This is a genomic window from Massilia sp. CFBP9026 (genome assembly GCF_034045165.1).
GTDB classification, from domain to species: Bacteria; Pseudomonadota; Gammaproteobacteria; order Burkholderiales; family Burkholderiaceae_D; genus Telluria; species Telluria arenae.
Map to the genome: position 1 here is coordinate 230,469 of NZ_JAXCWH010000006.1, position 26,371 is coordinate 256,839.

The following is a 26,371-nucleotide window of genomic DNA, read 5'->3' on the forward strand; positions in this document are numbered from 1 at the left end:
GCCATCGTGGCTATCCGTCTTGACAACTGGTTACCCCCGCGCACGTACATATTTTCGCATGGCGTGTTCGGCGAAAGCAGATGTATGATGGGCTACTTTTTTGACCCCGTAGACAAGGACGCGGTATCGCCCCATGGACACTTCTCTACCCGTCAAGCAGACGCTGACCGACGAACAACGCTTCCAGTACCTGATCGCCGGCATCAGCGATTACGCGATTTACATGCTCGATCCGCAGGGATACGTCAGCAGCTGGAATGCCGGCGCCCAGCGTTTCAAGGGCTACGTCGAGCACGAGATCCTGCAGCAGCATTTTTCCCGTTTCTATACGCCGGAAGACCGCGCCACCGGCCTGCCGGCGCAGGCGCTGGCCGAAGCGCTCGCGCACGGCCGTTACGAATCCGAAGGCTGGCGCGTGCGCAAGGACGGCGGCCGCTTCTGGGCCCACGTGGTGATCGATCCGATCCGCGACAGCGGCGGCGTCCTGATCGGCTACGCCAAGATCACGCGCGACGTCACCGAGAAGAAGCGCGCCGAAGATGCGCTGCGCGACAGCGAGCGGCGCTTCCGGCTGCTGGTGCAGGGCGTGACCGACTACGCGCTGTACATGCTGACACCCGAGGGGATGGTGTCGAACTGGAACGTCGGCGCCGAGCGCATCAAGGGCTACAGCTACGACGACATCGTCGGCCACCATTTCTCGCGCTTCTATACCGACGAGGACCGCCTGCGCGGCCTGCCGGTGCGCGCGCTCATGACGGCCGGCGAGGTCGGCCGCTACGAGGCCGAAGGCTGGCGCATGCGCAAGGACGGCACCCGGTTCTGGGCCAATGTGGTCATCGACGCCATCCGCGACGAGGACGGGCGCCTGGTCGGCTTTGCCAAGATCACGCGCGACCTGACCGAGAAGAAGGCGGCCGCCGAGGCGCTCGACAAGGCGCAGGCTGCCCTGTTCCAGGCCCAGAAGATGGAATCGATCGGCCAGCTCACCGGCGGCATCGCGCACGACTTCAACAACCTGCTGTCGGTGATCTCGAGCGGCGTCGAGGTGCTGAGCATGCAGCGTAATCCCGGCGGCGACGCCAAGACGCTCGACAGCATGCGGCGCGCGATCGACCGCGGCGCCACGCTCACCCAGCAACTGCTGGCCTTTGCGCGACAGCAGCCGCTGGAACCCGAGACGCGCAACGTCAACCGCATCATCAGCGGCTTCGAATCGGTGTTGCGGCGCGCCGCCAATTCGTCGATCGACTTCGTGCTCAAGCTCGACCCCAAGGCGCCGAACGCCGTGATCGACGCCGCACGGCTGGAGTCGGCGGTGCTGAATCTTGTCGTCAACGCGCGCGACGCCATGCCGGGCGGCGGACGCATCGTGGTCGAGACGGCGGGCGTGGCGCTGGTGCAGGGCGAACAGGCGGGGCTGGCGGCCGGCTCCTATGTGCGCCTGAGCGTGAGCGACACCGGCACCGGCATGACGCCCGACACCATCGCGCGCGCCTTCGAACCCTTCTTCACCACCAAGGAAGTCGGCAAGGGCACGGGCCTGGGGCTGTCGCAGGTGTACGGCTTCATCAAGCAGTCTGGCGGCGAAGTGACCATCGAGAGCACCGTGGGCGAGGGCACCAGCATCGTCATCTGGCTGCCGGCCGTGACCTCGCACGCGCACGACCTGGCCGAGATCGAGACCGAGACGGTGCTGATCGTGGAGGACGAGTCCGACCTGCTGGACGTCGCATCCTCGCTGTTCCTGAGCATGGGCTACGACGTGATGACCGCCGCCAGCGGTAACGATGCCCTGAACCTGCTGGCCAGCCGCGACGTCGATATCCTGTTTACCGACGTGGTGATGCCGAACGGGATGAACGGCATCGAGCTGGCGGCCTACACGCGCAACAACTATCCGAACGTGAAGGTGATGCTGGCCTCGGGCTACCCGCAGCCGGCATTGAAGCTCGACCGCTCGCGGCTGGGGGAGTTTGCCTTCGTCAGCAAGCCGTACCGCTTGTCGGATTTGGCGCGGAGCCTGCGCAGCGCGCATTGATGCCTGCTGCATGCCCGCGCGTCGACACTGCTGTATGCGTTTGCGTCGGCACGCGCGACAATCTGCCGGGTCCCGAGGCGTCGCTGGATGACCGCGCCACCAGTTGACGCGCCTCGCTCGGCTACCTGTTCCGTTCTTTCAAACTTACGCAAAGCTAACCGTAGTTAACTTTCCTGTTGAATTCCTGCTTCACCGGAAATGGTTTCACCTGACAACGTACGTGCCAGGCCAGCGCCTTCTCCTCCACAGGCAGGGGCGATGGAACTCACCGCCAGCAGCTTCACCAGCAACCAGATGCAGCCGTCGATAGTTGTAAGAGTGCCGAGAAAAGAGATAGTTCCCGAAATTGTCTCATCAAACGTGCGCAATCTGGCCGACAAGCATTACGTCTGCTATCAAAGCAGTGAGCAAATTTGCTCAGCGTCCTCTTCCTGTCCCGAACCGTTTTACTGACAGTATTCGTACCTGACAGGCGTAACTTTCCAGCCTCCCGCCAGCAACACACTAGCGACAGTGCCGGGCGCGGCCGCCGATCGCGCCGCGAAGGCGCCGGTGGCGAGCCGTATCTCCATGCCATCGTGCAGTAAATAAGTATCCCGACCACGTTCAGGTCCTCATCTGCTGTGCTTGATTTTCGCAACATCGATGAATACTTCGATCACGCTCCGCTTTACCCGCTTACGTACTATCAGACACTAAACCCGCAACTAGAGTTCCGCTCCAACTGCAGCTACGCCCACGGCTGCGTATTCGGCGAACGGCGCACGGCGTTCCTGAGCCTGAACCATGGCTGGTGAACCATGGCCCAAGAAGGGTCTTTATTGAAATGAGAATTATTCTCATTTAGAATGGTGGTCGTGGCGCGCGGTGCGCCGCGCTTCTTGGGAGGGGATGCAGATGCTGGCGGAACGGGACGTCGATCGACTGCTATGCGAGCATGGGGCGCTGTTGCGGGCCCACGCCCAACTCCAGGCGCGCTGCACGGTCTTGTTGCGCGAACAGACTGAGCGCATCCGCCAGCTCGACGTCGAGCTGATGCGCACGCGCGCGGCGGCGATCCGCAGCCTCACCGCACTGGCCTGGGAACGCGAAGACCGCGCCGCGCTCGAACAAGCGGCGCCGGGCCTGCAGCGACGGGCCGCCATGGGCCGCCAGGTCGAGGCCTTGCAGGCGCGCGTGCATGAGCTGACGCGCAGGCTGCATGCGCGCGAACTGGCCGACCATGCCGCGCGTGCCGACGATGCCTTGCCGCGCGCGCTCGAAGCCAGCCTCGAAGCCAGCCTGGAAGCGGCAGACCTGGTGATCTGCCAGACTGGTTGCCTGAGCCATGGCGACTACTGGCGCGTGCAGGACCACTGCAAGCGCAGCGGCAAGGTATGCATGCTGGTCGACCGGCCCGACCGCATGCACATCGTGCGCATCGAGAGCCTCGCGTAAATCCTACAGCGCAAAAATGATGTCGCTGACCTGCTCATAGAGCTTGTCGGCCGATGGCCCCTGGTTGGGCCAGTTCAGGATGTCGAAGTGGTCGTAGCCCTTGTAGTTGCCGAGGAAATTCCAGGCGCCGCGCACGGCCGTGCCGTCGTAGTCGCGCGCCGGGTGGCCATTGGGCGAGCGCATGCTGATCGTGTTGACCACGCCGTCGTTCGAGAACCAGTCGCTGTCGATGCGCACCCGGTTGGGCAGGTCGAGGGTATAGCTGCCCATGCCGCGCTGCGCCACCGAGGGCACGATCCACTCGCCGGCGAAGGATTTGAAATAGGGGATCATGTCGGCGCGCGCATACTGGAACAGCGTGGTCTGGACCGGGGCGACGATGCGGTCGGTGCCGTTGCAGCACCAGGCGCCGCCTTCGGTGGCCACCGTGCCGACTGAAAAATAATAGATGTGCGGCGAGGTGCGCGCCCACAGATTGAATTCGCGCGCCCCGTCCGGCGCCAGTTCCCAGCCCGCCACCCGGTGCCCGAGCACGTCGCGCAGCGGCAGGCGGATGCCCGGCAGGATGTTGAACACGGCATCTGTGAGGGTGGTGCCATTGTGCGGCGCCGAGATCGTGGTCACGCTGCGGATCCAGCCCACCTTGCCGCCCTTGAACAGCTCGCCGTCGCCTTCGTCTTGCGGAGAGCCATGTTCCAGCAGTTCGATCAGCGCCCGGATCGTGGTGCCGCCCTGGCTGTGCCCGATCATGTGGATCGGGTGGTCCTGATCCCAGGCCGGATACAGGGCCAGCGGATAGTCTTGCGGGTTGTTGCGCGGATCGGCGGCCCAGCATTTGCCGGGCGGCTTTTGCACCTGGCCGGGCAAGCCGTGATCGCGCACATGGGCCTTGCCATAGTCGACACAGCCGCCCTTGATCTGGGCATAGAGGTCGGCCGCGCGGTCCCAGTTGGACGAGATCGGCCCGACCGCTGCGGCGAACACGGCGCGCGGACCGCGGTAGATCTGCATCTGCGAGGCGATGTCGCCGTAGCCGCCCCAGTAATTGAAACCGCTGTGCTGGAATTCCTCGGGCCCGAAGCCGAGGAAGCCGTGGACGAGGATGACGGGATAGTTATTCGCCGCGCTGCAGGCGGGGGCGGCAAGAATGCCCAGCGCCGTCAACAGGGCGGCGCAGGCGCGATAGAACCGAACCATCTGGCTTCTCCGATAAATGCGTCAAGCACATTGTCGGAGGTAGGACGACGGTCGGGTTTGCGCTGCATCGACCCGCGGCGAAGGAATTAAACTTCACGCAAGGAAACATGCGCATGCGGCTTGACAACGCGGTGTCACATTCGCTGCGTTTATTACTTTCGCGATCAACGCACCGTGGTGCTGCCGACCGAGGTGGTCGGCTCCGAGACCGCCGTCGCCGGCGTCGCGCCCGGCACCGGCGCGGTCGACGCGGTGGCGGCCGCCTTCTCGGCCTGCTCCAGGCGGCCGTCGGTCCACACCACGTAGTCGTCGACCGAGTACAGGCGGCACGGGTCCTTGCTCTTGGCCGAGCAGGTGGCCAGCGCGCGGCCTTCCGGGTCTTCGCCTTCCTCGGCCCAGGTCCAGCCGCCGCTCGGCGACACGGCAAAGGCGCGCGGCGTCATCTTGGTCAGGTATTCGCGGTAGGCACGGCGGCCGTGCTCGGACAGGAAGGGCACGGCGTCGACGGCATCGACACTGGCGAAATCGGTGCGCGGCTGGCTCGGCGGGGCCGCCACGTCGACCACGACTGCGGTCGGCATGCCGATCTCTTTCAAAAAGCGTTCCGTATCTTCCAACCACACCTTCTCGCCGTCGCGGCTGGCCAGCATGCCGTGGGCATCGCGCTTGAACGAGGGGAACTCGACCAGGCGGCCACGGCCGCCGGCCTGGAGGTAGGACGCGTGCATGCGGCCGGCCAGTTCGGGGCCGAACAGCGAGTCGTTCTGGCCATACATCCACAGGCTCGGCAGCTTGGCCTTGGCGCCGTACTCGCCGAAGGCCGCCACCAGTTGCGAGCGCCAGGCGCAGCGGTCGCTGTCGTCGCGCAGGCCGCCGGCGAAATTGATCAGGCCGCGCACGCCGGGCAGGTTTTCGGTGCCGAGGGCGATCGTGGCCAGGCCGCCATACGACTGGCCGGCCACCACCATGCGCTCGGCATCGACCCAGGGCTGGCTGCGCGCATAGTCGAGGGTCGAGCGGATGTCTTTGGCCTGCGTATAGCCGTTGGCCGTCATGTCGCAGCCATGGTCGCGGTAGCGGCCGCCCGACTTCGAGAAGCCCTGGCGCATCGGCACCATCACCGCATAGCCGCGCTTCACGAAGGCGCTGGCCATGTGATAGAAGCGATCACGCGGCTGCAGGGCGGGGCGACCGGAATCCTTGCCGTGGTTGATGACGATCAGTGGAAACGGACCGGCGCCGTTCGGCTGGAACACGGTGGTCTCGAGCGTGACGCCGCCGTCGCCGGCCGGCACCTGGACGATGCGCTCGTTCATGCGGTAATCGAGGGAGGCGGCCGACGAGGCGGCAGTGGCAGGCAGTTCCTGTAGGTGCGCCACGGCGGGCAGCATGGCCAGCACGGCAATCGAAGCGGAGATCAGGGTGGACAGTGTTCTCGACATGGATGACTCTGGAAATGCGCGGTGCGTGTTTACTGCCATACGGAACAATTTCCGCAGGGAATAAACCGAGTCTAGGACGAGTAAATCTTTAGAGCAATATCCGGTTGACCAGATCGGGAGGAATATTTTTGTGTGTGGCGAAAGTGTCATCCGACGCGTTTTTCCTCGAAGGAGTATCATCGCGCCCTGTGAGTAGCAAGGGAAATTACGCATGAGCAAGTATGCGCCGCGCGAGTGGGCACCCGATGAGCGGCCGATGATGCCCGGCTCGCCGTCGACGCCGGCCCACCCGACTCCGCTGCGCTTTGCCTACCTGTTCGTCGGCGTCCTGATCACCATTACCGGCGGTCTCGGCAATGCACTGGTCACCGTCAACCTGGTCCACCTGCAGGGTGTGCTGGGCGCCTACTCCACCGAAACCACCTGGCTGCCGGCCGCCTATGTGATGGCCAATGCCTCGATGAACCTGCTGCTGGTGAAATTCCGGCAACAGTTCGGCCTGCGCCTGTTCACCGAGATCTTCCTGGTGCTGTATGCGCTGGTGACCTTCGCCCACCTGTTCGTCAACGACCTGGCCTCGGCGATCGCGGTGCGCGCCGCCCACGGCATGCTGGCGGCGGCGGTGTCGCCGCTGGGTCTGTATTACATCCTGCAAGGCTTCAAGAAGGAATGGCGGCTGCGTGGCGTGGCGCTGGCGATGGGCGCGGCCCAACTGGCGCTGCCGCTCGCCTACATCTTTTCCAACGACCTGCTGCAGATCGCCGAATGGCGCGGGCTGTACCTGTTCGAGCTGGGCCTAGCGCTGGTGTCGCTGGGCGCCGTGCTGCTGCTCAAGCTGCCGTCGGGCGACTACATCAAGGCTTTCCGGCCCACCGACTTCGTCACCTTCGCCCTGTTCGCGCCGGGCATGGCGCTGCTGTGCGCGGCGATCAGCTTCGGCCGGGTGGAGTGGTGGTTCGAGCGCGCCTGGATCGGGATGGCGCTGGCGGGCGCGATCGTGCTGCTGGCGGCCGCGCTATGCGTCGAGCATAACCGCGCCAATCCGCTATTGAACCTGCGCTGGCTGGCCAGCGGCAATATCGCGCGCCTGGCATTGTCGATGCTGCTGGTGCGCATCGTGCTGTCGGAGCAGAGCGTGGGCGCGGTGGGCTTCCTGCGCGCCGTGGGCCTGGACAACGACCAGTTGCAGACCCTGTATGCGATCGTGCTGGCCGCCACGGTGGCCGGGATCGTGGTGTCGGCGCTGACCATCAACGTCAACCACCTGGTGTCGCCGCAGGTGATCGCGCTCTTGTGCATGGCGCTGGGCGCCTGGATCGATGCCCATGCCAGCAACCAGACCCGGCCCGAACAAATGTACCTGAGCCAAAGCCTGCTCGCCTTCGGCGGCACGCTATTCCTCGGCCCCCTGGTGGTGTCGCTGCTCGGGGCCGTGATCCCCAATCCGCAAAACCTGATCAGTTTTTCGGTGCTGTTCGGCCTGACGCAGAACCTGGGCAGCCTGCTGGGTTCGAGCCTGGTGGGCACCTTCCAGGTAATCCGCGAAAAATACCATTCCTCGCTGATCGTCGAGGGCCTCTCTAGCCTGGATCCGCTGGTGGCCAGCCGTATCCAGTCCGGCGCCGCCGCGGCCGGGCGCCTGCTGGCCGACCCCGCGGCCGCGACGCGCCAGAGCCTGCAATCGTTGTCGGCGACCGCGACGCGCGAAGCCAATATCCTCGCCTACAACGACGTGTTCCTGGTGCTGGCCATGCTGGCCGCCGGGAGCGCGGCCTGGATCTTCCTGCATGCCGTGTGGCTGCATTACTTCCCGGCGGTGAAAGCCGTGCCGACCCCCGCGCCCAAGCCGGGAACCCCACCACCACCCGACCCTGTGACCGACTGATATGCCAGAACCATCGACCGTGCCAACCCGTTCCCGCCGCCGCATCCTGCTGAGCGCACTCGCGTTCGGCGCCATCGCCCTCGCCGGCGTGTTGATCGTGCTGTATGCCTGGAACCTGCCGCCGTTTCGCAGCACCCTGCAGAGCACCGAGAATGCGCTGGTGCGCGGCCAGGTGACGATCATCAGCCCGCAACTGAGCGGCTACGTGGTCGAGGTGCGGGTGCAGGATTTCCAGATGGTCAAGAAGGGCGAGCTGTTGATGCGCATCGACGAGCGCATTCCCACCCAGCGCCTGGCGCAGGCGCGCGCGGAACTGGCGAACCGCCAGGCGGCCCTTGCGAATTTTGCCCAGAGCCAGTCGAGCGCGCGCGCCACCATTGCCCAGAACCAGGCGCTGCTGGCGTCGAACGAGGCGCAGTCACGACGCGCCCAGGCCGACCTGCGCCGTGTGGAAGAGCTGGCGGCCGACGGCTCGCTGTCGGCGCGCGAACTCGATGCCGCGCGTGCAACGCAGGCGCAGGCGAGCGCTTCGCGCGACCAGTCGCGCGCCGCGATCGAGATCGCACGCCAGAACCTGCGCTCGGTCGACGTCAACCGCGCCGCGCTCGAGGCGGCGGTGGCCAATGCCGAAGCGACCGTCAAGTTGGCCGAGATCGACATGGCCAACACCCACATCACCGCGCCGCGCGACGGCCAGCTGGGGCAGGTGACGGTGCGCCAGGGCGCCTATGTGAACGCGGGCGCGCAGCTGACGGCGCTGGTGCCAAGCACGATGTGGGTCATCGCCAATATGAAGGAAACGCAGATGGCCAACGTGGCCGTCGGCCAGCCGGTGACGTTCAGCGTCGACGCACTCGGTAATGCGCGGCTGCGGGGCCAGGTCGAACGCATCTCGCCGGCGACCGGCTCGGAGTTCTCGGTGATCGCGCCCGATAACGCCACCGGCAACTTCGTCAAGATCGCCCAGCGGATTCCGGTGCGGATCAGCATCGATCCGAACCAGCCGCTGGCCGCGCGCCTGCGGCCGGGCATGTCGGTGGTGACCACGATCGATACGGCGCAAGTCGGAGCCGCGCGGTGAGCCGGCGTGTGCTCGTCCTGGCGGCGCTGCCGCTGCTGCTGTCGGCCTGCGCGATGGCGCCGCAGCCGGCGCCGGAGCCTTCCCTGACCGTTCCTCCGGCCTGGCGCACGGCCAGCGCTGGAGTCAGCGCTGCCATCGACCGTGACTGGTGGCGCGCCTTCGGCGATCCGGCGCTCGACTCGCTGGTGCGGCGTGCGCTCGACAATAACGGCGACCTCAAGATCGCGCGCTCGCGCTTGCAGGAATACCAGGCCCGCATCCGCGTGGCCGACAGCGCGCGCCTGCCGGCATTGAACCTGTCGCTGGGACCGACGCGCTCGCGCACCATCGGCGCGCTCGGCGAGCCGGTCGAGACCACGTCGGTGGTCGGCGCGGTGCAGGCCAGTTATGAACTCGACCTGTTTGGTCGCATTGCCGGCAGCATGGAGGCCGCGCGCTTCGAGTCGCTGTCGCAGGAGGCGGCGCTGGAAGCCGCTGCGCTGGCGATAGCGGCGAATACGGCGTCCGGCTACCTGAACCTGCTCGGTCTGGACGCCCAGCTGGCGCTGGCGCGCGCGACCCTCGAATCGCGCGAGCGCTCGTTTGAACTCGCGCGCCACCAGTTCGAGGTCGGCTATAGCTCGCGCCTGGAGATGTCGCAGGCCGAGGCCGAGCTGCACTCGACCGCCGCCACCGTGCCGCAGCTGGAGCGCCAGATCGCGCTGCAGGAGCAGGCGCTGAACCTGCTGCTCGGCGCCAGCCCCGGCCCTGTGGCGCGCGGGGCCGAACTCAAGGCATTGCATGAACCGCGGCCGGCGCCGGGACTGCCGTCCGAACTGCTGCGCCGACGTCCCGACATCGCGCAGGCCGAGCGCCTGGTGGCCGCCAGCGACGCCAGCCTGGCGGTGGCGCGCGACGCACTGCTGCCGTCGATCCGCCTGACGGCCTCGCTGGGCGCGCAGGGGCACAGCCTGTCGCAGCTGCTGCGCGATCCGACCGAGTTGTGGAGCATCGGCGGCAGCGTGCTGGCGCCGCTGTTCGACGCCGGCCGGCTGCGCGCCCAAGCCGAGATCGCGGGTACGGTGCGCGACCGCGCGGTTTATACCTATGAATCGGTGGTGCGCACGGCGTTTGCCGAGACCGATAACGCGCTGGCCTCGATCGACGGCTTGCAACGGCAACTGGTCGAGGCCGAGGCGCGGCGCCGGGCGGCGGGCGAGGTATTGCGGGTGGCGGCCAACCGCTATCGCAATGGCTACGCTTCCTATCTGGAGGAACTCGACGCCCAGCGCACGGCCTTCAATGCCGACCTGAATGCGCTGCAGTTGCGCGCCAGCCTGCTGGCGGCGCACGTCGACCTGTACCGCGCGCTGGGTGGCGGATGGAGGCCGGCGCCGTGAACACCAATCCCGTCGTTCCCGCGAAGGCGGGAACCCAAGTCCCTCGATACGCCGATAGCGCCGACTTATCATGAAACGCCCGACATGCCCCACCTGCCTGCGCGCGCAATCCACTTGCATCTGCCACTGGATCGCCCACGTGGAACCGGAGGCCCGCTTGCTGGTCCTGCTGCATCCGCTCGAAACCGGCAATGCCAAGAACAGCGGGCGGCTGCTGCACCTGAGCGTCGCCGGTAGTGAGCTGATAGTCGGTGAAACGTTCGATGCGGATGTGCTGGACAACCTGCTGCATGCCGATGGACGCACGCCGGTGCTGCTGTATCCGCAGACGCCGGATGACCGGAGTGTGCCGCCCCCGCCGGCGCTTCCTTCGCTGCCGGCATCAATGCTGCGCCTGGTCGTGCTCGACGCCACCTGGCGCAAGAGCCGCAAGATGCTGTACCTGAATCCGGGGCTGCAGAAATTGCCGCGGCTGGCGCTGAGCGACGTGGCGCCGTCCAACTACCGTATCCGCAAGGCGCATGCCCCGCATCAGCTGTCGAGCCTGGAAGCGGCGGCGCAGGCGCTGGGCCAGCTGGAATGCGATGGCGGGCGGTACGGGGCGCTGCTGGAAGCCTTCGACGGGTTCGTTTCGCAACAGGCATCGTACGTGCGCGCTTGAATTCGGCACGGGGTCGTCGTAATATACTGTACAAATATACAGTATCGGAGCGCCGACCATGGGCACCATCGATTTTCCACTCCAGCGCGAACCTTTCGACGACGGGCATGTCGCCCTTGCGCCGTCACCGCCGCCGCTCGCGCGCAAGGGGCGTGGCGCAGTGTCGAACCTGCAAGGCCGCTACGAGGTCAACGGCCGCGAGCGCTTCGACGACGGGTGGGCGGTCGACGACGATGAAGCGCCAGCCTTCAAGACCGTGGTCACCGACGAGATCGCCAAGAGCATCCTGTCGCGCAATACCTCGCCAGACATCCCATTCAGCGTCTCCCTCAATCCGTATCGTGGTTGCGAGCACGGCTGCATCTATTGCTTCGCGCGGCCGACGCACAGCTATCTCGGCCTGTCGCCGGGGCTTGATTTCGAGAGCCGCCTGTTCGCCAAGATCAACGCGCCCGAGCTGCTGCAGCGCGAGCTGGCAAAACCCGGCTACGTGCTCGAGCACATCGCCATCGGCGTCAACACCGATGCCTATCAGCCGTGCGAGCGCGAGCGCAAGCTGACGCGTTCGGTGCTCGAAGTGCTGGCCGAATGCCGCCATCCGGCTGGGCTGATCACCAAGTCATCGCTGATCGAGCGCGACATCGACATCCTGGCGCCGATGGCCGCGAAAGGCCTGGCGTGCGCGGCCATCACGCTCACCACGCTGGACGCGGAGATTTCGCGCACGCTGGAACCGCGCGCGGCGGCGCCGATGCGGCGGCTGCGCACCATCCGCACGCTCACAGATGCTGGCATCCCGGTAAGCGTCAGCGTGGCGCCGATCATTCCTTTCGTAACGGAACCCGAGATCGAACGCATCCTGGAAGCGGCGCGCGATGCCGGCGCGGTGGGCGCGCACTACACGGTGCTGCGCCTGCCGCACGAGGTCAATCCCTTGTTTCAAGAATGGTTGCAGGCGCACTTCCCGGATCGCGCGCAACGGGTGATGAACCGCATCCGCGAGATGCGGGGCGGCAAGGACTACGACAGCGATTTCGCCACCCGCATGAAGGGCGAGGGCGTGTGGGCCGACCTGATTCGGCAGCGTTTCGAGAAGGCGTCCGAGCGGCTTGGTTTCTCGGATTTGCGCGGGCGCTTTGGACGGCTCGACAGGTCGCAGTTCAGGCGGCCGCTGGTGGTGCCGCTGACGCAGAAGCGGGATACGAAAGGGGCGGGGCAGCTGGATTTGTTCTAGGTTGCGAGTCGGGCAGTATGCTGGGGAGTGCGTTGGCGTTCTCCGGCGTACAATGCCGTCTGTTGCTCCTTTCTACATCCTATGGCCACCTCAGTTCCCGCAACGCAGAGCGGACATCCTGCGAGTCCCACCGGGCAGGGCGCCGCCGCAGTGTCGGTGGAGCAGGGCCTGCAGGCCGCCGGCGTCGGCCGCTTCCAGTACCGCATCTTCACGATCTTCGGCCTGGTCTGGCTGGCCGACGCCATGCAGGTGCTGTCGATCGGCTTCAGTGCACCGTCGATCGCCAGGAGCTTCGGCTTGAGCATGCCGCAAGCCCTGCAGACGGGGACGCTGTTCTTCGTCGGCATGCTGATCGGCGCTTTCGTGTTCGGCCGGCTGGCGGACCGGATCGGCCGCCGCCCCGTGCTCCTGATCGCGGTGCTGATCGACGCCTGCTTCGGCGTGGCGTCCGCCTTCGCCCCCGACTTCACCTGGCTGCTGGTGCTGCGCTTCCTGACCGGCGTCGGCGTCGGCGCGACCCTGCCGGTCGACTACACGATGATGGCCGAATTCCTGCCCAGCGACCGGCGCGGCCGCTGGCTGGTGCTGCTGGAATCGTTCTGGGCGCTGGGGACGATCTGCCTGGCGGTGCTGGCGCTATGGGCGGTGCAGTGGGGCGACGACGCCTGGCGTGTGATCTTCTTCGTCACCGGCCTGCCGGCCCTGGTCGGCGTGGTCCTGCGTTTTTATATTCCCGAGTCGCCGATGTACCTGCACCGCAGCGGCAAGATCGAGGAGGCGCGCGCGGTGCTGGCGCGGGTGGCCAGGACCAATGGCCGCGCGGTCCACATCCCGGCGCTGCAGCCCGAGCGCAGGCAGGCCACGTCGCTGCTCTCGCTGTTCAGGGGCGGCCTGCGCCGCCGCAGCATCTCGCTATTTCTCGCATGGGCGCTGATCTCGATCGCCTATTACGGCGTGTTCGTCTACCTGCCGATCAAGCTCGGCGCCGAAGGTTTCGGCTTCATGCGCGGCCAGGAATTCCTGATCGTGCTGGCGCTGGTCCAGTTGCCAGGTTTCGCGCTGGCGGCCTATGGCGTCGAGCGCTGGGGGCGCAAGCCGACCCTGGTCGGCTTCCTGTTGCTGAGCGCCGTCGGCTGCCTTGGCTATAGCCTCGGCAGTGCCACCGCGCTGGTGGTAGGATCGACGCTCTTGATGAGTTTCGCCCTGCTCGGCACCTGGGGCGCCCTGTATGCGTTCACGCCCGAGGTCTATCCGACCCGCTTGCGCGCAACCGGCATGGGCATGGCGGGCGCGGTTGCGCGCTTTGGCGGCCTGTTCGCGCCCGCGATCGTGGCGCCGGTGATGGCGACGCATTTCACGCTGGCGCTGGTGATGCTCTCCAGCTTGTTGCTGGTCGGGGCTGTCGCTATCCTGTGCGTCGATACCGAGTCGCGCCAGCGGGCGCTGGAGTGAGGATATAGAGGTGAAACGAGTGGGTGCACAACAGCAGCAGGCCGACATGATCGTGTTCGTCGGCGCGGAGTCGACCGGCAAATCAACCCTGGCGCAACACCTGGCGCAGCGGCTCGACGCCGGCTTCGTGCCCGAAATCGGCCGCTTCATCTGGGAAGAAAAGCAGGGCCGGCTCACGGCCGACGATTACGTCGAGATCTCGGAACGCCACCGCGCTGCCGAAGACGCCGCGGTGAGGCAGGCATCGGGACCCTGGGTCTTCGTCGACACCAATGCGCTCACCACGCTCCTGCTCGGCCTGTGCTTCGGCCAGGTCACCGAACCGGTTCCGCCCGTGCTGCTGCGCCATGCCGACGAGTGCCGCAGTCGCTACCTGCACCATTTCGTCTGCGCCGACGACATCCCGTACGAAGAAGAACCCGGCGTGCGCGAGAACGCCGACTGGAGAACGCACATCCAGCGCCTGGTGCTGAAAGACCTCGACCGGCGCGGCATCGACTACACGGTGTTGACGGGCACGCTGGAACAGCGCGCAGCGAAGGTGATGGAGGTCCTGTCCACGATCGGCCAGGACCGCGAGGCTACGCGCGCAGCTGCGTAACGCCGAAATCGGCCAGGTGCCGCTCGAGCGCGAACACGTGCGGATCGGGCTTGCCGAGTTCGCGCAAGGCTTGCGCCAGGCCCAGCAGGTATTCGCTGTTCGGCCCACTCGGTCCACGGGCCGTGGCGATCTGGCGCGCGATGTCGACTTCGTCGGCCGGGCCGAGATAAGCCTCGTTCTCGTGCGTCGCGATGTAGACGATCCCTTCGTCGCTGCTGCCGTCGTCGAAATGCATCTCGGTTGCCAGGCGCAGGTAGCCGTTCTTTTCGCGGTGATCCAGATGCGCGAATTCCTCTGGCGTCACCAGGTAGGCCATGCCATGGCACAGCGCGCCGGAGTCGGGCACCAGGGTCACCACGCGCCCCGGCGCCGTCTCGGTGCCGCGGTGGTCGTGCGAACCTTGCCAAAAGCGCCGCGACCAGCCGCCGATATAGGCGGGGCGCCGGTCGATGAAGGGGAAATCGGCCTTGAAGATCAGTGAACCGTAGCCGAACAGCCAGACACGCTTGTGGCTGTTGAACTTGTTCATCCGCTGGTTGATCGCGATCGTATTGTGTGACATCGTGAGGTCAGGGCTAAGACAGATGCTGTTCATTGTAGCGCGCCAGGCTCCATCAGCGTTGCGACCGTTTTACATATCCAAACAGGAAATTAATATAACTCTCGGCCGCCGGCGACAGGGAGCGGCCGGGGCGGGTGTAGACGAAGAAACGCCGGGTCAGCACCGGCTCATCCAGCGGCCGCAAGAGCAGGCCGTGCAGCTTCACCAGCGGCTCGGCATACGGCAGGCAGACCGTCACCCCGAGCCCGGCACTCACCATCGCCAGTGCCGTGGTCATGAAGGTCACCTCATGCGCCGGCTTGATGGGCGTCTCGCGCAGCGACGCGTGCATATCGTCCAATAGCCGCTCCGTGAACTGGCCCTGCAGCGAAATGAAGGGGAAATTCGCCACGTCGCGCCAGGTCAGGCGCGGCAGCGAAGCCAGCGGATGATTTTCTGGAAACACCAGCGCGAACGGCATCTCGAACAGCTCGCGCGCCTCCAGCGGCGGCGCCGGCACCCGCTCGGGGCCGATGCCCACATCCGCCTCGCCCGACAAGACGCGCGCGATCACGCCTTCGACCTCGGTATCGCTCAGGCGCACCTCGATCGCCGGGTGCTCGGCCCGGTAGGCCGCGATCGCCTGCGGCAGCAGGGTGCACGACATCAGCTGCGGCGCCGCGATCCGCACCAGCCCCTTCTTGAGGCGCGTGTGATCGGCGACGTTAGCCAGCGCACCGTCCAGGTCATCGATCATCTGGCTAAATAAGGGAAACAATTCGCGGCCGATGTCGGTCAATACGATGCGGCGCGTGCTGCGGTCGACCACCCGCGCGCCAAGGGTCTGTTCGAGCTCCTTGATCAGCCCGGACAGTGCCGACTGCGTCACGTGGATCGCCTGCGCGGCGAGCGTGAAATTGCCGGTCTTGGCCAGGGCGACGAAGGCGCGCATCTGGCGCAAGGTTGGATTCATAAGAAAACCTGATAAATCGGGTTGAAAATACTGTTTGTATGATAGTGGCTTTTGATTTGTAATGGTGGCTACTCAGCAATAAGGAAACGCCCATGAAACTCGCCACCCTCAAATCCGGCGGCCGCGACGGCTCCCTGATCGTCGTCAGCCGCGACCTGGTCACCTATCAGGCCGTGCCCGAGATCGCGCGCACCATGCAAGCCGCGCTGGACGACTGGGATGCGGTCGCGCCGCGCCTGCAGCAGGTCTACGACCAGCTCAACGACGGCAACGCCGACGGCGCCGAATCCTTCATCGAGCAGGAATGCCACTCGCCGCTGCCGCGCGCCTACCAGTGGGCCGACGGCTCGGCCTACATCAACCACGTCGAGCTGGTGCGCAAGGCGCGCAATGCCGAAGTGCCGGCTTCGTTCTATACCGATCCGCTGATGTACCAGGGCGGCGGCGATTCCTTCGTCGGGCCCTGCGACCCGATCGCGGCACTGTCCGAGGACTGGGGCATCGACCTCGAGGCCGAGGTGGCGGTGGTCACGGGCGACGTGCGGATGGGCGCAAGCGTCGAGCGCGCCGCGAGCGCGATCCGCCTGGTCATGCTGGTCAACGACGTCTCGCTGCGCAACCTGATCCCGAACGAGCTGGCCAAGGGCTTTGGGTTCTACCAGTCCAAGCCGGCCAGCGCCTTCTCGCCGGTCGCCGTCACGCCGGACGAGCTGGGCGACGCCTGGCAAGGCAGCAAGCTGCGCCTGCCGCTGCTGGTAACGCTCAATGGCGCCGCCTTCGGCCGTCCGAATGCCGGCGAAGACATGACGTTCAGCTTCGCCCAACTGGTCGCGCACGCGGCCGCTACCCGTGAGCTGTGCGCGGGCAGCATCATCGGTTCGGGCACGGTGTCGAACAAGCAGGGCAGCCTGCACGGTTCGAGCGTCGAAAACGGCGGCGTCGGCTACTGCTGCCTGGCCGAGGTGCGCATGTACGAGACCATCGAAGAGGGCAAGCCGAAGACGCCATTCCTGCGCTTCGGCGACACGGTGCGCATCGAGATGCTGGATGCCGAGGGCGCCAGCATCTTCGGCGCGATCGACCAGGAAGTGATGCGTTATCCAGAGAAGTAAGAGAGGCAGCGATGAAGCTCTACACCTATTTTCGCAGCTCGGCCGCGTACCGGGTGCGCATTGCGCTCAACCTGAAGGGCATGGCCTACGATGCGGTGCCGGTGCACCTGCTCAAGGACGGTGGACAGCACCTGCAGGATGAGTACCGCAAGATCAATCCGAGCGGCCTGGTGCCGTCGTTCCAGGACGACCGTATCACGCTGACCCAGTCGATGGCCATCATCGAATACCTCGAAGAGATCCATCCCGAGCCGCCGCTGCTACCGAAGGATGCGCCGGGCCGGGGCCGGGTGCGCGAGCTGGCCCAGATCATCGGCTGCGACATTCATCCCATTAACAACCTGCGCGTGCTGAATTACCTGGTCAAGCACATGGGCCTGTCGGACCAGGCCAAGACCGAGTGGTATCGCCACTGGATCATCGAGGGCTTCCAGTCGCTCGAGGCGCATCTGGCGCGCGATCCGGGCGCCGGACCGTTCTGCCATGGCGACCATCCGACCATCGCCGAATGCTATCTGGTGCCGCAGGTCTTCAATGCCCAGCGTTTCAATATCGATGTCTCGGCCTATCCGAATATCGACCGTATCAACTCGCTGTGCGTCGAGCTCCCGGCGTTCAAGGCGGCGCATCCGTCGCATCAGCCGGATACGGAATAAACGCTGCAGGCGAAGCGGTTGACGCATTGTTGCGTGCTAGCATGATGATTTTATTGAAGAAGTCACATGCCGATTCAGCAGACGAAAGGTGCAATCCTGGTCCTCGAAAGTCCGTGGGGACTCGACGAGCGCGATGCGAACCGCAGTAGCGTGAAACCATTCATCGAGGGCATGGCGAAGTATGCCGGCGACATCGAGGTATGCCACACCGTTTTCTATGACGAGGATAGTTTTGAAGACGGCCTGGAAAAGCTATGCAAGACGCCATTCAGAAATACGCTGGTGTATGTGGCGGCCCATGGCAGCCAGACGCACGCCGGCGCTCATCTCACCGACATCAGCTCGGCAGTCCGCAAACGCTCTAAGGATTTCAATATCACGGGAATGCTGCTTGGGAGCTGTTATGCCGGCAGTATCACCGACGCGCACAAGTTGACCTTGCAGGGCAGCAATCTACGTTGGATCATCGGTTATGCATCCGCGTGTGAATGGCTCACCGGCACCATGATCGATTGTGCGCTCTTGAACGAAGCGGTGAGATTTCATCAGAACAGCTACGGGCAAGACAATCTCGTCAGGCGATTCAGCCAGGCCCTCGCGCCTTTTTCCGCCGGTGCCGCAATTGGCGGCAATGTGGAAGGTCACCCAACGGCTTTGCGCGACTCCCTGCAATTTGTCGTCCAGTCCCCAGGAAACGGAAATCGGCCTGCCGTTATCAGCGAGGAAGTGTTTGCCGCACATGCGAAGCTGCGGATCTGACTGATATGCCAGCTGCTGGACGCAATCCGAGCGTGCGCGAGCTGGCCCAGATCATCGGCTGGGACATCGGGCTTCCAGTCGCTCGATACGCACCTGGCGCGCGCGATCGTATCAACTCGCTGTGCATTGAGCTGCCGGCATCGGCGCCGCGCATCATATCCTCGCATTCCTCCTCCTAGACACTTATGACATTCCGGATTGTCTATATCCGGGACCGCCGATTGGTTTAATAAAATCGCTAAACATCAGAATAATTTTACTAAACTGGTGTGATTATTTTGACCGAACTTTATTAATCGGTTCTCGGCTACAGCAATGATTTCTATGGGGAATATTTAAATTTCCGATAGTAAATTTGCTACACAATTATGACAATTTAGTGTCGAGCTGCCATAGACCGACAAATACGGCAGCCCTAGAATCACTTATCCATTTCCCCTGTATGTATCCAGTCATTTTTAAATCAATTCCGGTTATTTGCTGGAAGGGGTGGATATTGTCTTTTTTTTAAATACTCATAAGGGAAGATCATGACCTTGCATAAATTAATGTTTGTGTTGGCGCTTTCTCTGGCTGCTACCGTCGTCAAGGCCGCACCGGCCTCGTCATTCGTCGACTTTTCCAACGGCGCCCAGGGATGGGAAGGCTCGCAGCCTGCCAATGGCGTGGGCGGGTCATGGATCGATACCAGCCTGGGCAATGGCGCTCCTGCGCTGCATACCGTGATGGAAAACTTCGGCATCGGTTTCAGCAACAGCAGCCAGAATTACGTGGGCGATTACTCGAAGCTCGGCAGCGTGACCATCGGCCTGGACATCATCGCCAATTCGATCAACTATTTCGGCCAGCAGGTGTCGCGCAACCTGATCGTCGAATTGCGCGACTACGACAATACGCCGGAAGGCATGCCTTATTCCAGCGTTTGGTTCGACCTGGGCGTCATCGACGCCACGCTCGGCTGGCAGCACCTGTCGGTGACGATCGCCGATACCACCATGGCGGCCCTGCCGGCCGGCTGGGGCGGCTACGGTACGACGGATGACGCCCAGGGCCCGGGTCTCCCGCCCGGCCGCACCTTTGCCGATGTGCTGTCGAGCGTGGATGAACTGGTATTCTCGACCCTCGTTCCCGGCTGGTTCTACGGCTTCACCGACTTCGACGTCGCGATCGACAATATTTCGGTCAGCGCCGGCGTGGCCGAGGTGCCGGAGCCGTCGAGCGTCGCGCTGATGTTCGGCGGTCTCGGCATGCTGGGCTGGATAGCGCGCCGCCGTTCGCGCCCCATGCCGAGGGCCTGACCGACAGCTGGCCGAAGGCTGGCGAACCGGATCGACGGGGCGGGATACAATCCGGCCTCGTCTTTTTTACCGGTACGCCATGACTTCCGTCGACGCCTCCAAGCCTTCTTCCCCGATTCCCGCCCCGATCCTGCAAGCCCTCGACCTGGCCGACGCCTCCTGGCGTCCCGTCCTCGCAGCCGGCCTCGAGGCCGTGGCGACGGCCAATCCCGGCTACCTGCCGGCGCTGGCCGTCGACGACTACCTGCCCACCGAAAACCGCCTGTTCGCCGCCTTCGCCCAGCCACTCGACAAGGTTCGCTACGTCCTGGTGGGCGAGGGCCCATACCCGCGCGCCGAAAGCGCGACCGGCGTCTGCTTCATGGATGGGGCAGTAGGAGAGTTATGGTCCAAGAGCGGTCTGTCGAAGCCGGTCAACCGCGCCACGTCGCTGCGTAACTTCATGAAGATGCTGCTGGTGGCGAGCGGCCAGTTGCAGCCTGACGCGACCGGCGGCGCGGCGCTGGCGCCGATCGCCCAGGCGGCCAGGGACGATGGCTCGATCCAGACCCTGGCCGAGCTGCAGGACAATCTGCACGGCCACGGCTTCCTGCTGCTGAACGCAGCGCTGGTGTTCCGTAAACACGTCGCGCCGGCGATCGACGCGCGCGCCTGGCTGCCGTTCCTGCAAACGGTGCTGGCGGCGCTGGCCGAGCGGCCACAACCGCCGACCTTGGTCTTGTGGGGCAAGATCGCTGAACAACTGAAAAAGCTGCCCGCGACGGCCGCTTTCCCGCAGGCGCTGGCCGAGCATCCCTACAACCTGAGCTTCATCGGGCATGCGGGAATGCAACAGCTGTTTGGACCGATGGAGCTGTTGCGCAAGCGATAACGGCCGGCGTCGTGGCGTTCAAACAAAAGGGAGAGGAAGCGGGAGGCCCATTTTTGGGGCCTTCAAGACAAGATGTCCGCGATTTGCTATACTTGACTAAATCGTTCAACTAATCGGGTTTTTAGCCTGGTCCCGCAAGAGAAGTCGGCGGCAGGACGGGATAGTTGGACAAGAGGAATATTTTAACATTAACCGGGGTTGTAATGCGTCTGACCACCAAAGGCCGTTTTGCTGTTACCGCGATGATCGATCTTGCCATGCGTCAAGGCAACGGTCCGGTCACGCTGTCGGGCATCAGCCAGCGCCAGGCCATTTCGCTGTCCTATCTGGAGCAGCTGTTCGGCAAGCTGCGCCGCCACGAGATCGTCGAATCGATCCGCGGCCCGGGTGGCGGCTACAGCCTGGCCCGTCCGGCGGGTAAGGTGACGGTGGCCGACATCATCATCGCCGTCGACGAGCCGCTGGATGCGACCCAGTGCGGTGGCAAAGAGAATTGCCATGGCGCCCATACCGATGGCGCCCGCTGCATGACCCACGAATTGTGGACCACGCTGAACGAAAAAATGGTCGACTACCTCGATTCGGTATCGCTGCAAGACCTGGTCGACCAGCAGCGGCAAAAAGAACAGAACGTCGTGCACGTGCACCGTGGCGCCCCCGCCGCCGTCGGAACAAACTGAAGCTTACTGGAGTGAATTGATGAACGCGCCTTTGGACAAGAAAACCGAGCAGAGCTTCGCGACTGCGCCCCATTTCCCGATCTACCTGGACTACTCGGCCACCACGCCGGTCGATCCACGCGTCGCGGACGCCATGATCCCGTTCCTGCGCGAGCAGTTCGGTAACCCGGCCTCGCGCAGCCACGCCTACGGCTGGAGCGCTGAAGCGGCGGTCGAAGAGGCGCGCCAGAACGTCGCGAACATGGTCGGCGCTGATCCGCGCGAGATCATCTGGACCTCGGGCGCGACCGAGAGCAACAACCTGGCGCTCAAGGGCGCGGCCCAGTTCTACAAGACCAAGGGCAAGCACATCATCACGGTCAAGACCGAGCACAAGTCGGTGCTCGACACCGTGCGCGAACTCGAGCGCGTCGGCTTCGACGCCACCTACCTCGAGCCGCAAGACAACGGCCTGATCACCGTCGCGCAGCTGGAAGCCGCGCTGCGTCCGGACACCATCCTGGTCTCGGTCATGCTGGTCAATAACGAGATCGGCGTGGTCCAGCCGATCGAAGAGCTGGCCGCACTGTGCCGCTCGAAAGGCATCATCTTCCACTGCGACGCCGCGCAAGCCGTCGGCAAGGTGGTCATCGACCTCGAAAAATCGAAGGTCGACCTGATGACCTTCACCGCGCACAAGGTCTACGGCCCGAAAGGCGTCGGCGCCCTGTACGTGCGCCGCAAGCCGCGCGTGCGCCTTGAAGCGCAGATGCACGGCGGCGGCCACGAGCGCGGCCTGCGTTCGGGCACCCTGCCGACCCACCAGCTGGTGGGCATGGGCGAGGCGTTCCGCCTGGCGAAGGAAGAGATGGAAGGTGAGCTGGTGCGTATCCGCGCGCTGCGCGACCGCCTGGCCAAGGGCCTGCTCGAGATCGAAGAAGTCTATATCAACGGCGACATGGACCACCGCGTGCCGCACAACCTGAACGTCTCGTTCAACTATGTCGAAGGCGAGTCGCTGATCATGGCGGTCAAGGACATCGCCGTGTCGTCCGGTTCGGCCTGCACCTCGGCCAGCCTGGAACCATCGTATGTGCTGCGCGCCCTGGGCCGCAGCGACGAACTGGCGCACAGCTCGATCCGCTTCACCATCGGCCGCTTCACGACCGAAGAAGAGATCGACTTCGCCGTCAACCTGCTGAAATCGAAGGTTGGCAAATTGCGCGAACTGTCGCCGCTGTGGGACATGTTCAAAGAGGGGATCGATCTCAATTCGATCCAATGGGCAGCCCACTAAATCAAGATTAAGGAGCATCACCATGGCATATTCGGACAAAGTACTGGATCACTACGAAAACCCGCGCAACGTCGGCGCCTTCGACAAGGGCGACGATGCAGTCGGCACCGGCATGGTCGGCGCGCCGGCCTGCGGCGACGTCATGAAACTGCAGATCAAGGTCAACGACCAGGGCCTGATCGAAGACGCGAAGTTCAAGACCTATGGCTGCGGTTCGGCCATCGCATCGAGCTCGCTCATCACCGAATGGGTGAAGGGCAAGAGCCTGGACGAGGCGCTGGCGATCAAGAACACCCAGATCGCCGAAGAACTGGCCCTGCCGCCAGTCAAGATTCACTGCTCGATCCTGGCCGAAGACGCGATCAAGGCCGCCGTCGCCGACTACAAGGCGAAGCACGAAAAGGCAGCAGCGTAATTTTTTAGTAGAACAGAGCTGGAGAAGCACATGGCAATCACCCTGACCGAAAAAGCCGCGAAGCACGTCAACCGTTACCTCGAACGCCGGGGCAAGGGCATCGGCTTGCGCTTCGGTGTGCGCACCACCGGCTGCTCCGGCCTGGCCTACAAGCTCGAGTACGTCGACGAGAGCGCCGCCGAAGACGCGGTGTTCGAGTCGCACGGCGTCAAGGTCTTCGTCGACCCGAAAAGCCTGGCCTACATCGACGGCACCGAGCTCGATTTCGCCCGCGAAGGGCTCAACGAAGGCTTCCGCTTCAACAACCCGAACGTCAAGGACAACTGCGGCTGCGGCGAGAGCTTCCGTATTTAAGCCGATGCAGAATCACTTCGACCTGTTCCAGCTGCCGGCCCAATTCGAGGTCGACCAGGATGCCCTCGATTCCGCCTACCGCGAAGTCCAGGGCCGCGTCCACCCGGACCGCTTTGTCAACGCCACCGACGCCGAAAAACGCGTCGCGATGCAGTGGGCGACCCGCGCCAACGAGGCCTATCAAACGCTGCGCAACCCGCAGAAGCGCGCGCAGTACCTGTGCGAGCTGAACGGCGTCGACCTGCAGACCGAGTCGAATACGGCCATGCCGCCGGCCTTCCTGATGCAGCAGATGGAATGGCGCGAAGAGCTCGAGGACGCACGCGCGGCCAAGGACGCCATCGCGCTCGACCGCCTGGAAGCGCAGCTGCGCGCCGAGCGCAAGAATATGCTGGCCGCCGTTGCGCGCCAGCTCGACGCGGGCGACTTCAGCGGCGCCGCGCAAGGCGTGCGCGGCCTGATGTTCCTCGATAAATTCGGCGACGAAGTGCAGTACGCCTTCGAGGCGATCGACGCCTGATCCGCTGCGGATCGCTTGTCGAACGGTCCATCGTTTGACTCCCGGCGCAGAAAAACAATATTGGTATCACGACTATGGCACTCCTCCAAATCGCCGAACCCGGCATGTCCACCGCCCCGCACCAGCACCGCCTGGCCGTGGGCATCGACCTGGGCACCACCAACTCGCTCGTCGCCACCGTCCGTAGCGGCAGCCCCGAAGTGCTGAGCGACGAGGAGGGCCGTTCGCTGCTGCCGTCGATCGTGCGCTACCTGCCGAACGGCCACGCCAATATCGGCCACAAGGCGCGCGTGCACCAGACCACCGACCCGAAGAACACGATCGTCTCGGTCAAGCGCTTCATGGGCCGCGGCCTGAAGGACATCGCTCACGCCGAGAACCTGCCGTACGACTTCGTCGAAGGCGCGGGCATGGTCCAGCTGAACACCGTCGCCGGCGTGAAAAGCCCGGTCGAGGTCTCGGCCCAGATCCTGGCCACGCTGCGCCAGCGCGCCGAGGACTCGCTGGGCGACGACCTGGTCGGCGCCGTGATCACCGTGCCGGCGTATTTCGACGACGCCCAGCGCCAGGCCACCAAGGACGCGGCCCAGCTGGCCGGCCTGAACGTGCTGCGCCTGCTGTCCGAGCCGACCGCCGCCGCCATCGCCTATGGCCTCGACCATGGCAAAGAGGGCGTCTACGCCGTCTATGACCTGGGCGGCGGCACCTTCGACATCTCGATCCTCAAGCTGTCGAAGGGCGTGTTCGAGGTGTTGTCGACCGGCGGCGATTCGGCCCTGGGCGGCGACGATTTCGATCACCGCCTGTTCTGCTGGATTACCGAGCAGGCCAAGCTGGCGCCGCTGTCGGAGCACGACACCGCGACCCTGATGGTCAAGGCACGCCAGGCCAAGGAACTGCTGTCGACCAATGAAGAAACGACGGTCGAGGCGATCCTGAAGTCGGGCGAACTGGTGCAGGTGACGGTCACCGCCGAAGTGTTCTCCGAGATTACCAAGCACCTGGTCGGCAAGACCATGAATGCGATCCGCAAGGCGATGCGCGACGCGAGCGTCAGTGTCGACGACGTCGACGGCGTCGTGATGGTGGGCGGCGCGACCCGCATGCCGCACGTGCGCCGCGCCGTCTCGGAATTCTTCCAGACCATCCCGCACGCCAATATCGATCCGGACCGCGTGGTGGCGCTGGGCGCCGCGATCCAGGCCGACCAACTGGCCGGCAACCGCGCCGAGGGCGACGACTGGCTGCTGCTGGACGTGACCCCGCTGTCGCTGGGCATCGAGACGATGGGCGGCCTGGTCGAGAAGATCATCCCGCGCAACTCGACGATCCCTGTCGCACGCGCCCAGGAATTCACGACCTTCAAGGATGGCCAGACCGCGCTGGCAGTGCACGTGGTGCAGGGCGAGCGCGAGCTGGTGTCGGATTGCCGGTCGCTGGCGCGCTTCGAGCTGCGCGGCATTCCGCCGATGGCGGCCGGCGCGGCGCGCATCCGCGTCACGTATCAAGTCGACGCCGACGGCCTGCTGTCGGTGGCAGCGCGCGAAATGCGTTCGGGCGTGGAAGCGTCGATCACGGTCAAGCCATCCTATGGCCTGGCCGACGACGACGTGGCGCGCATGCTGCAGGAATCGTATAGCTCGGCCTCGGAAGACATGCAGATGCGCGCGCTGCGCGAAGAGCAGGTCGAGGCTGAGCGCATCCTGCTGGCGACCCAGTCGGCGCTGGATGCCGACGTCGATCTGCTGGCGCCGGAAGAGCAGGCCGCGATTGGCCAGCAACTGCAGGCGGTGCGCGATGCCGTGACGGCGTCGAACGACGCGTCGACCGCAGCGGGCCAGCGCCAGGACGCCTTGCACAATGCAGTGCAGGCACTAGCCAGGGGCACCGAGGAATTCGCCGCCCGCCGCATGGACAAGAGCGTGCGCAAGGCGCTGGCGGGCAAGTCGCTGGACGAGATCTAAGCGATTACACGCACCGCCCGCACGTCGTTCCCGCGCAGGCGGGAACCCAAGTTTCATGCGCAGCCACTCATATTGATCGAAGTGGCAGCGGAAATGACTTGGGTTCCCGCCTTCGCGGGAACGACGGATCAAAGGCAGCGGCATAGAATAAGCAGTAGCGCACCACACACAACATACCAACCGAGGTAACCCAAGTGCCACAAATCGTCATCCTCCCCCACCCGGTGTTCTGCCCAGACGGCGCCGTGCTTGAAGCTCCGGCCGGCAAGTCGGTCTGCGACGTCCTGCTCGACAACGACATCGACATCGAGCACGCCTGCGACCGCGTCTGCGCCTGCACCACCTGCCACGTGATCGTGCGCGAAGGCTTTGAATCGCTGAACGAGCAGGAAGAGAAGGAAGAAGACATGCTCGACAAGGCCTGGGGCCTGGAGCCGAATTCGCGCCTGTCATGCCAGGCCATCGTCGCGGAAGAAGACCTGGTGGTCGAGATCCCGAAATACACGATCAACCACGCCGCCGAAAAGAACCACTGAGCCGTC

The 26,371-nt window shown here is 64.7% G+C and carries 26 protein-coding genes; 21 read left to right on the forward strand and 5 right to left on the reverse strand.

Translation table 11 applies throughout. From position 1 onward, the window contains the following. Positions 1 to 133: 133 nt before the first annotated feature. Complete coding sequence (locus SOM28_RS16520; protein WP_320468756.1) at positions 134 to 2,041, forward strand: hybrid sensor histidine kinase/response regulator; 1,908 nt, start codon at positions 134 to 136, stop codon at positions 2,039 to 2,041. 164 nt (positions 2,042 to 2,205) lie between these two features. Here SOM28_RS16520 and SOM28_RS16525 read toward each other — a convergent pair whose 3' ends face one another. Continuing rightward, positions 2,206 to 2,421, reverse strand: coding sequence for a hypothetical protein (locus SOM28_RS16525; RefSeq protein ID WP_320468757.1), 216 nt, complete (start codon positions 2,419 to 2,421; stop codon positions 2,206 to 2,208). Positions 2,422 to 2,938: 517 nt separating this feature from the next. Here SOM28_RS16525 and SOM28_RS16530 point away from each other — a divergent pair. Then, positions 2,939 to 3,478, forward strand: coding sequence for a DUF2325 domain-containing protein (locus SOM28_RS16530; RefSeq protein WP_320468758.1), 540 nt, complete (start codon positions 2,939 to 2,941; stop codon positions 3,476 to 3,478). A 3-nt stretch (positions 3,479 to 3,481) separates the two neighbouring features. Here SOM28_RS16530 and SOM28_RS16535 read toward each other — a convergent pair whose 3' ends face one another. Together SOM28_RS16535 and SOM28_RS16540 are read right to left on the reverse strand one after the other, a co-directional pair. After that, positions 3,482 to 4,675: an esterase/lipase family protein gene (locus tag SOM28_RS16535; RefSeq protein WP_123070673.1), complete on the reverse strand. Its 1,194-nt coding sequence runs from the start codon at positions 4,673 to 4,675 to the stop codon at positions 3,482 to 3,484. Between the two features lie 164 nt (positions 4,676 to 4,839). Further along, positions 4,840 to 6,117 carry a dienelactone hydrolase family protein gene (locus SOM28_RS16540; protein WP_123070672.1) on the reverse strand — a complete coding sequence of 426 codons (1,278 nt, stop codon included), beginning with the start codon at positions 6,115 to 6,117 and terminating at the stop codon, positions 4,840 to 4,842. A gap of 211 nt (positions 6,118 to 6,328) precedes the next feature. Between SOM28_RS16540 and SOM28_RS16545 the strand changes: the two genes are divergently transcribed. The 7 genes from SOM28_RS16545 (at position 6,329) to SOM28_RS16575 (ending at position 14,410) form a co-directional block, all read left to right on the forward strand. Further along, positions 6,329 to 8,002 (forward strand): MFS transporter, encoded by a 1,674-nt coding sequence (locus SOM28_RS16545; protein WP_123070671.1) that lies wholly within the window; start codon positions 6,329 to 6,331, stop codon positions 8,000 to 8,002. A gap of 19 nt (positions 8,003 to 8,021) precedes the next feature. Then, positions 8,022 to 9,083: an HlyD family secretion protein gene (locus SOM28_RS16550; RefSeq protein ID WP_320468759.1), complete on the forward strand. Its 1,062-nt coding sequence runs from the start codon at positions 8,022 to 8,024 to the stop codon at positions 9,081 to 9,083. Next, positions 9,080 to 10,462, forward strand: coding sequence for an efflux transporter outer membrane subunit (locus SOM28_RS16555; protein WP_320468760.1), 1,383 nt, complete (start codon positions 9,080 to 9,082; stop codon positions 10,460 to 10,462). The genes SOM28_RS16550 and SOM28_RS16555 overlap by 4 nt, the downstream gene beginning before the upstream one ends. 70 nt (positions 10,463 to 10,532) lie before the next feature. Beyond that, complete coding sequence (locus SOM28_RS16560; protein WP_123070668.1) at positions 10,533 to 11,123, forward strand: tRNA-uridine aminocarboxypropyltransferase; 591 nt, start codon at positions 10,533 to 10,535, stop codon at positions 11,121 to 11,123. 58 nt (positions 11,124 to 11,181) lie between these two features. Continuing rightward, positions 11,182 to 12,357 (forward strand): PA0069 family radical SAM protein, encoded by a 1,176-nt coding sequence (locus tag SOM28_RS16565; protein WP_123070667.1) that lies wholly within the window; start codon positions 11,182 to 11,184, stop codon positions 12,355 to 12,357. An 81-nt stretch (positions 12,358 to 12,438) separates the two neighbouring features. Further along, positions 12,439 to 13,809 carry an MFS transporter gene (locus tag SOM28_RS16570; RefSeq protein ID WP_320468761.1) on the forward strand — a complete coding sequence of 457 codons (1,371 nt, stop codon included), beginning with the start codon at positions 12,439 to 12,441 and terminating at the stop codon, positions 13,807 to 13,809. Between the two features lie 10 nt (positions 13,810 to 13,819). Then, complete coding sequence (locus SOM28_RS16575) at positions 13,820 to 14,410, forward strand: ATP-binding protein (protein ID WP_320468762.1); 591 nt, start codon at positions 13,820 to 13,822, stop codon at positions 14,408 to 14,410. Here the strand turns inward: SOM28_RS16575 and SOM28_RS16580 are convergent. Both SOM28_RS16580 and SOM28_RS16585 read right to left on the reverse strand, forming a co-directional pair. Beyond that, entirely contained in the window at positions 14,391 to 14,972 is a 582-nt protein-coding gene (locus SOM28_RS16580) for a gamma-glutamylcyclotransferase (RefSeq protein WP_123070665.1), read from the reverse strand. The two genes, SOM28_RS16575 and SOM28_RS16580, sit on opposite strands and share 20 nt — an antisense overlap. Before the next feature lie 52 nt (positions 14,973 to 15,024). Next, on the reverse strand, positions 15,025 to 15,924 hold the full coding sequence (locus tag SOM28_RS16585; protein WP_123070664.1) for a LysR family transcriptional regulator: 900 nt from the start codon (positions 15,922 to 15,924) through the stop codon (positions 15,025 to 15,027). A gap of 92 nt (positions 15,925 to 16,016) precedes the next feature. Here SOM28_RS16585 and SOM28_RS16590 point away from each other — a divergent pair, with 92 nt between their 5' ends. From SOM28_RS16590 to fdx, 12 genes are all read left to right on the forward strand, one after another. Further along, a complete protein-coding gene (locus SOM28_RS16590) occupies positions 16,017 to 17,036 on the forward strand; it encodes a fumarylacetoacetate hydrolase family protein (protein WP_320468763.1) in 1,020 nt (339 codons plus the stop codon). Positions 17,037 to 17,047: 11 nt separating this feature from the next. Beyond that, on the forward strand, positions 17,048 to 17,692 hold the full coding sequence (gene maiA / locus SOM28_RS16595; protein ID WP_320468764.1) for a maleylacetoacetate isomerase: 645 nt from the start codon (positions 17,048 to 17,050) through the stop codon (positions 17,690 to 17,692). A 66-nt stretch (positions 17,693 to 17,758) separates the two neighbouring features. Beyond that, positions 17,759 to 18,451, forward strand: a complete 693-nt coding sequence (locus SOM28_RS16600; RefSeq protein WP_123069701.1) for a hypothetical protein — start codon at positions 17,759 to 17,761, stop codon at positions 18,449 to 18,451. Positions 18,452 to 18,999: 548 nt separating this feature from the next. After that, the gene (locus tag SOM28_RS16605; protein WP_183407433.1) at positions 19,000 to 19,749 is read left to right on the forward strand and encodes a PEP-CTERM sorting domain-containing protein; all 750 of its coding nucleotides are present in this window, start codon (positions 19,000 to 19,002) and stop codon (positions 19,747 to 19,749) included. Positions 19,750 to 19,828: 79 nt separating this feature from the next. Further along, positions 19,829 to 20,620 carry a uracil-DNA glycosylase family protein gene (locus SOM28_RS16610; protein ID WP_123069699.1) on the forward strand — a complete coding sequence of 264 codons (792 nt, stop codon included), beginning with the start codon at positions 19,829 to 19,831 and terminating at the stop codon, positions 20,618 to 20,620. 203 nt (positions 20,621 to 20,823) lie between these two features. Beyond that, positions 20,824 to 21,300 carry a Fe-S cluster assembly transcriptional regulator IscR gene (gene iscR / locus SOM28_RS16615; RefSeq protein ID WP_109347015.1) on the forward strand — a complete coding sequence of 159 codons (477 nt, stop codon included), beginning with the start codon at positions 20,824 to 20,826 and terminating at the stop codon, positions 21,298 to 21,300. A gap of 19 nt (positions 21,301 to 21,319) precedes the next feature. Continuing rightward, the gene (locus SOM28_RS16620) at positions 21,320 to 22,576 is read left to right on the forward strand and encodes an IscS subfamily cysteine desulfurase (RefSeq protein ID WP_320468765.1); all 1,257 of its coding nucleotides are present in this window, start codon (positions 21,320 to 21,322) and stop codon (positions 22,574 to 22,576) included. Positions 22,577 to 22,598: 22 nt separating this feature from the next. Continuing rightward, on the forward strand, positions 22,599 to 22,991 hold the full coding sequence (iscU, locus tag SOM28_RS16625; protein ID WP_005666324.1) for a Fe-S cluster assembly scaffold IscU: 393 nt from the start codon (positions 22,599 to 22,601) through the stop codon (positions 22,989 to 22,991). A gap of 30 nt (positions 22,992 to 23,021) precedes the next feature. Next, the gene (gene iscA, locus SOM28_RS16630) at positions 23,022 to 23,345 is read left to right on the forward strand and encodes an iron-sulfur cluster assembly protein IscA (RefSeq protein ID WP_005666326.1); all 324 of its coding nucleotides are present in this window, start codon (positions 23,022 to 23,024) and stop codon (positions 23,343 to 23,345) included. Between the two features lie 4 nt (positions 23,346 to 23,349). Further along, positions 23,350 to 23,865: a Fe-S protein assembly co-chaperone HscB gene (gene hscB / locus SOM28_RS16635; RefSeq protein WP_123069697.1), complete on the forward strand. Its 516-nt coding sequence runs from the start codon at positions 23,350 to 23,352 to the stop codon at positions 23,863 to 23,865. A gap of 74 nt (positions 23,866 to 23,939) precedes the next feature. Continuing rightward, positions 23,940 to 25,829: a Fe-S protein assembly chaperone HscA gene (gene hscA, locus SOM28_RS16640; RefSeq protein ID WP_320468766.1), complete on the forward strand. Its 1,890-nt coding sequence runs from the start codon at positions 23,940 to 23,942 to the stop codon at positions 25,827 to 25,829. A 194-nt stretch (positions 25,830 to 26,023) separates the two neighbouring features. Continuing rightward, positions 26,024 to 26,365 carry an ISC system 2Fe-2S type ferredoxin gene (gene fdx / locus SOM28_RS16645; RefSeq protein ID WP_123070630.1) on the forward strand — a complete coding sequence of 114 codons (342 nt, stop codon included), beginning with the start codon at positions 26,024 to 26,026 and terminating at the stop codon, positions 26,363 to 26,365. Positions 26,366 to 26,371 lie beyond the last annotated feature (6 nt).

Bases quoted from the DNA above. Each gene is read 5' to 3' on its own strand.
- SOM28_RS16620 (WP_320468765.1), top strand. From the start codon at position 21,320: ATGAACGCGCCTTTGGACAAGAAAACCGAGCAGAGCTTCGCGACTGCG.
- SOM28_RS16520 (WP_320468756.1), top strand. From the start codon at position 134: ATGGACACTTCTCTACCCGTCAAGCAGACGCTGACCGACGAACAACGC.
- SOM28_RS16545 (WP_123070671.1), top strand. From the start codon at position 6,329: ATGAGCAAGTATGCGCCGCGCGAGTGGGCACCCGATGAGCGGCCGATG.
- SOM28_RS16600 (WP_123069701.1), top strand. From the start codon at position 17,759: ATGCCGATTCAGCAGACGAAAGGTGCAATCCTGGTCCTCGAAAGTCCG.
- SOM28_RS16570 (WP_320468761.1), top strand. From the start codon at position 12,439: ATGGCCACCTCAGTTCCCGCAACGCAGAGCGGACATCCTGCGAGTCCC.
- SOM28_RS16580 (WP_123070665.1), bottom strand. From the start codon at position 14,972: ATGTCACACAATACGATCGCGATCAACCAGCGGATGAACAAGTTCAAC.
- hscA (WP_320468766.1), top strand. From the start codon at position 23,940: ATGGCACTCCTCCAAATCGCCGAACCCGGCATGTCCACCGCCCCGCAC.
- SOM28_RS16535 (WP_123070673.1), bottom strand. From the start codon at position 4,675: ATGGTTCGGTTCTATCGCGCCTGCGCCGCCCTGTTGACGGCGCTGGGC.
- maiA (WP_320468764.1), top strand. From the start codon at position 17,048: ATGAAGCTCTACACCTATTTTCGCAGCTCGGCCGCGTACCGGGTGCGC.
- iscA (WP_005666326.1), top strand. From the start codon at position 23,022: ATGGCAATCACCCTGACCGAAAAAGCCGCGAAGCACGTCAACCGTTAC.
- SOM28_RS16590 (WP_320468763.1), top strand. From the start codon at position 16,017: ATGAAACTCGCCACCCTCAAATCCGGCGGCCGCGACGGCTCCCTGATC.
- SOM28_RS16540 (WP_123070672.1), bottom strand. From the start codon at position 6,117: ATGTCGAGAACACTGTCCACCCTGATCTCCGCTTCGATTGCCGTGCTG.
- SOM28_RS16585 (WP_123070664.1), bottom strand. From the start codon at position 15,924: ATGAATCCAACCTTGCGCCAGATGCGCGCCTTCGTCGCCCTGGCCAAG.
- SOM28_RS16605 (WP_183407433.1), top strand. From the start codon at position 19,000: ATGTTTGTGTTGGCGCTTTCTCTGGCTGCTACCGTCGTCAAGGCCGCA.
- SOM28_RS16610 (WP_123069699.1), top strand. From the start codon at position 19,829: ATGACTTCCGTCGACGCCTCCAAGCCTTCTTCCCCGATTCCCGCCCCG.
- hscB (WP_123069697.1), top strand. From the start codon at position 23,350: ATGCAGAATCACTTCGACCTGTTCCAGCTGCCGGCCCAATTCGAGGTC.
- SOM28_RS16530 (WP_320468758.1), top strand. From the start codon at position 2,939: ATGCTGGCGGAACGGGACGTCGATCGACTGCTATGCGAGCATGGGGCG.
- iscU (WP_005666324.1), top strand. From the start codon at position 22,599: ATGGCATATTCGGACAAAGTACTGGATCACTACGAAAACCCGCGCAAC.
- SOM28_RS16565 (WP_123070667.1), top strand. From the start codon at position 11,182: ATGGGCACCATCGATTTTCCACTCCAGCGCGAACCTTTCGACGACGGG.
- iscR (WP_109347015.1), top strand. From the start codon at position 20,824: ATGCGTCTGACCACCAAAGGCCGTTTTGCTGTTACCGCGATGATCGAT.
- SOM28_RS16560 (WP_123070668.1), top strand. From the start codon at position 10,533: ATGAAACGCCCGACATGCCCCACCTGCCTGCGCGCGCAATCCACTTGC.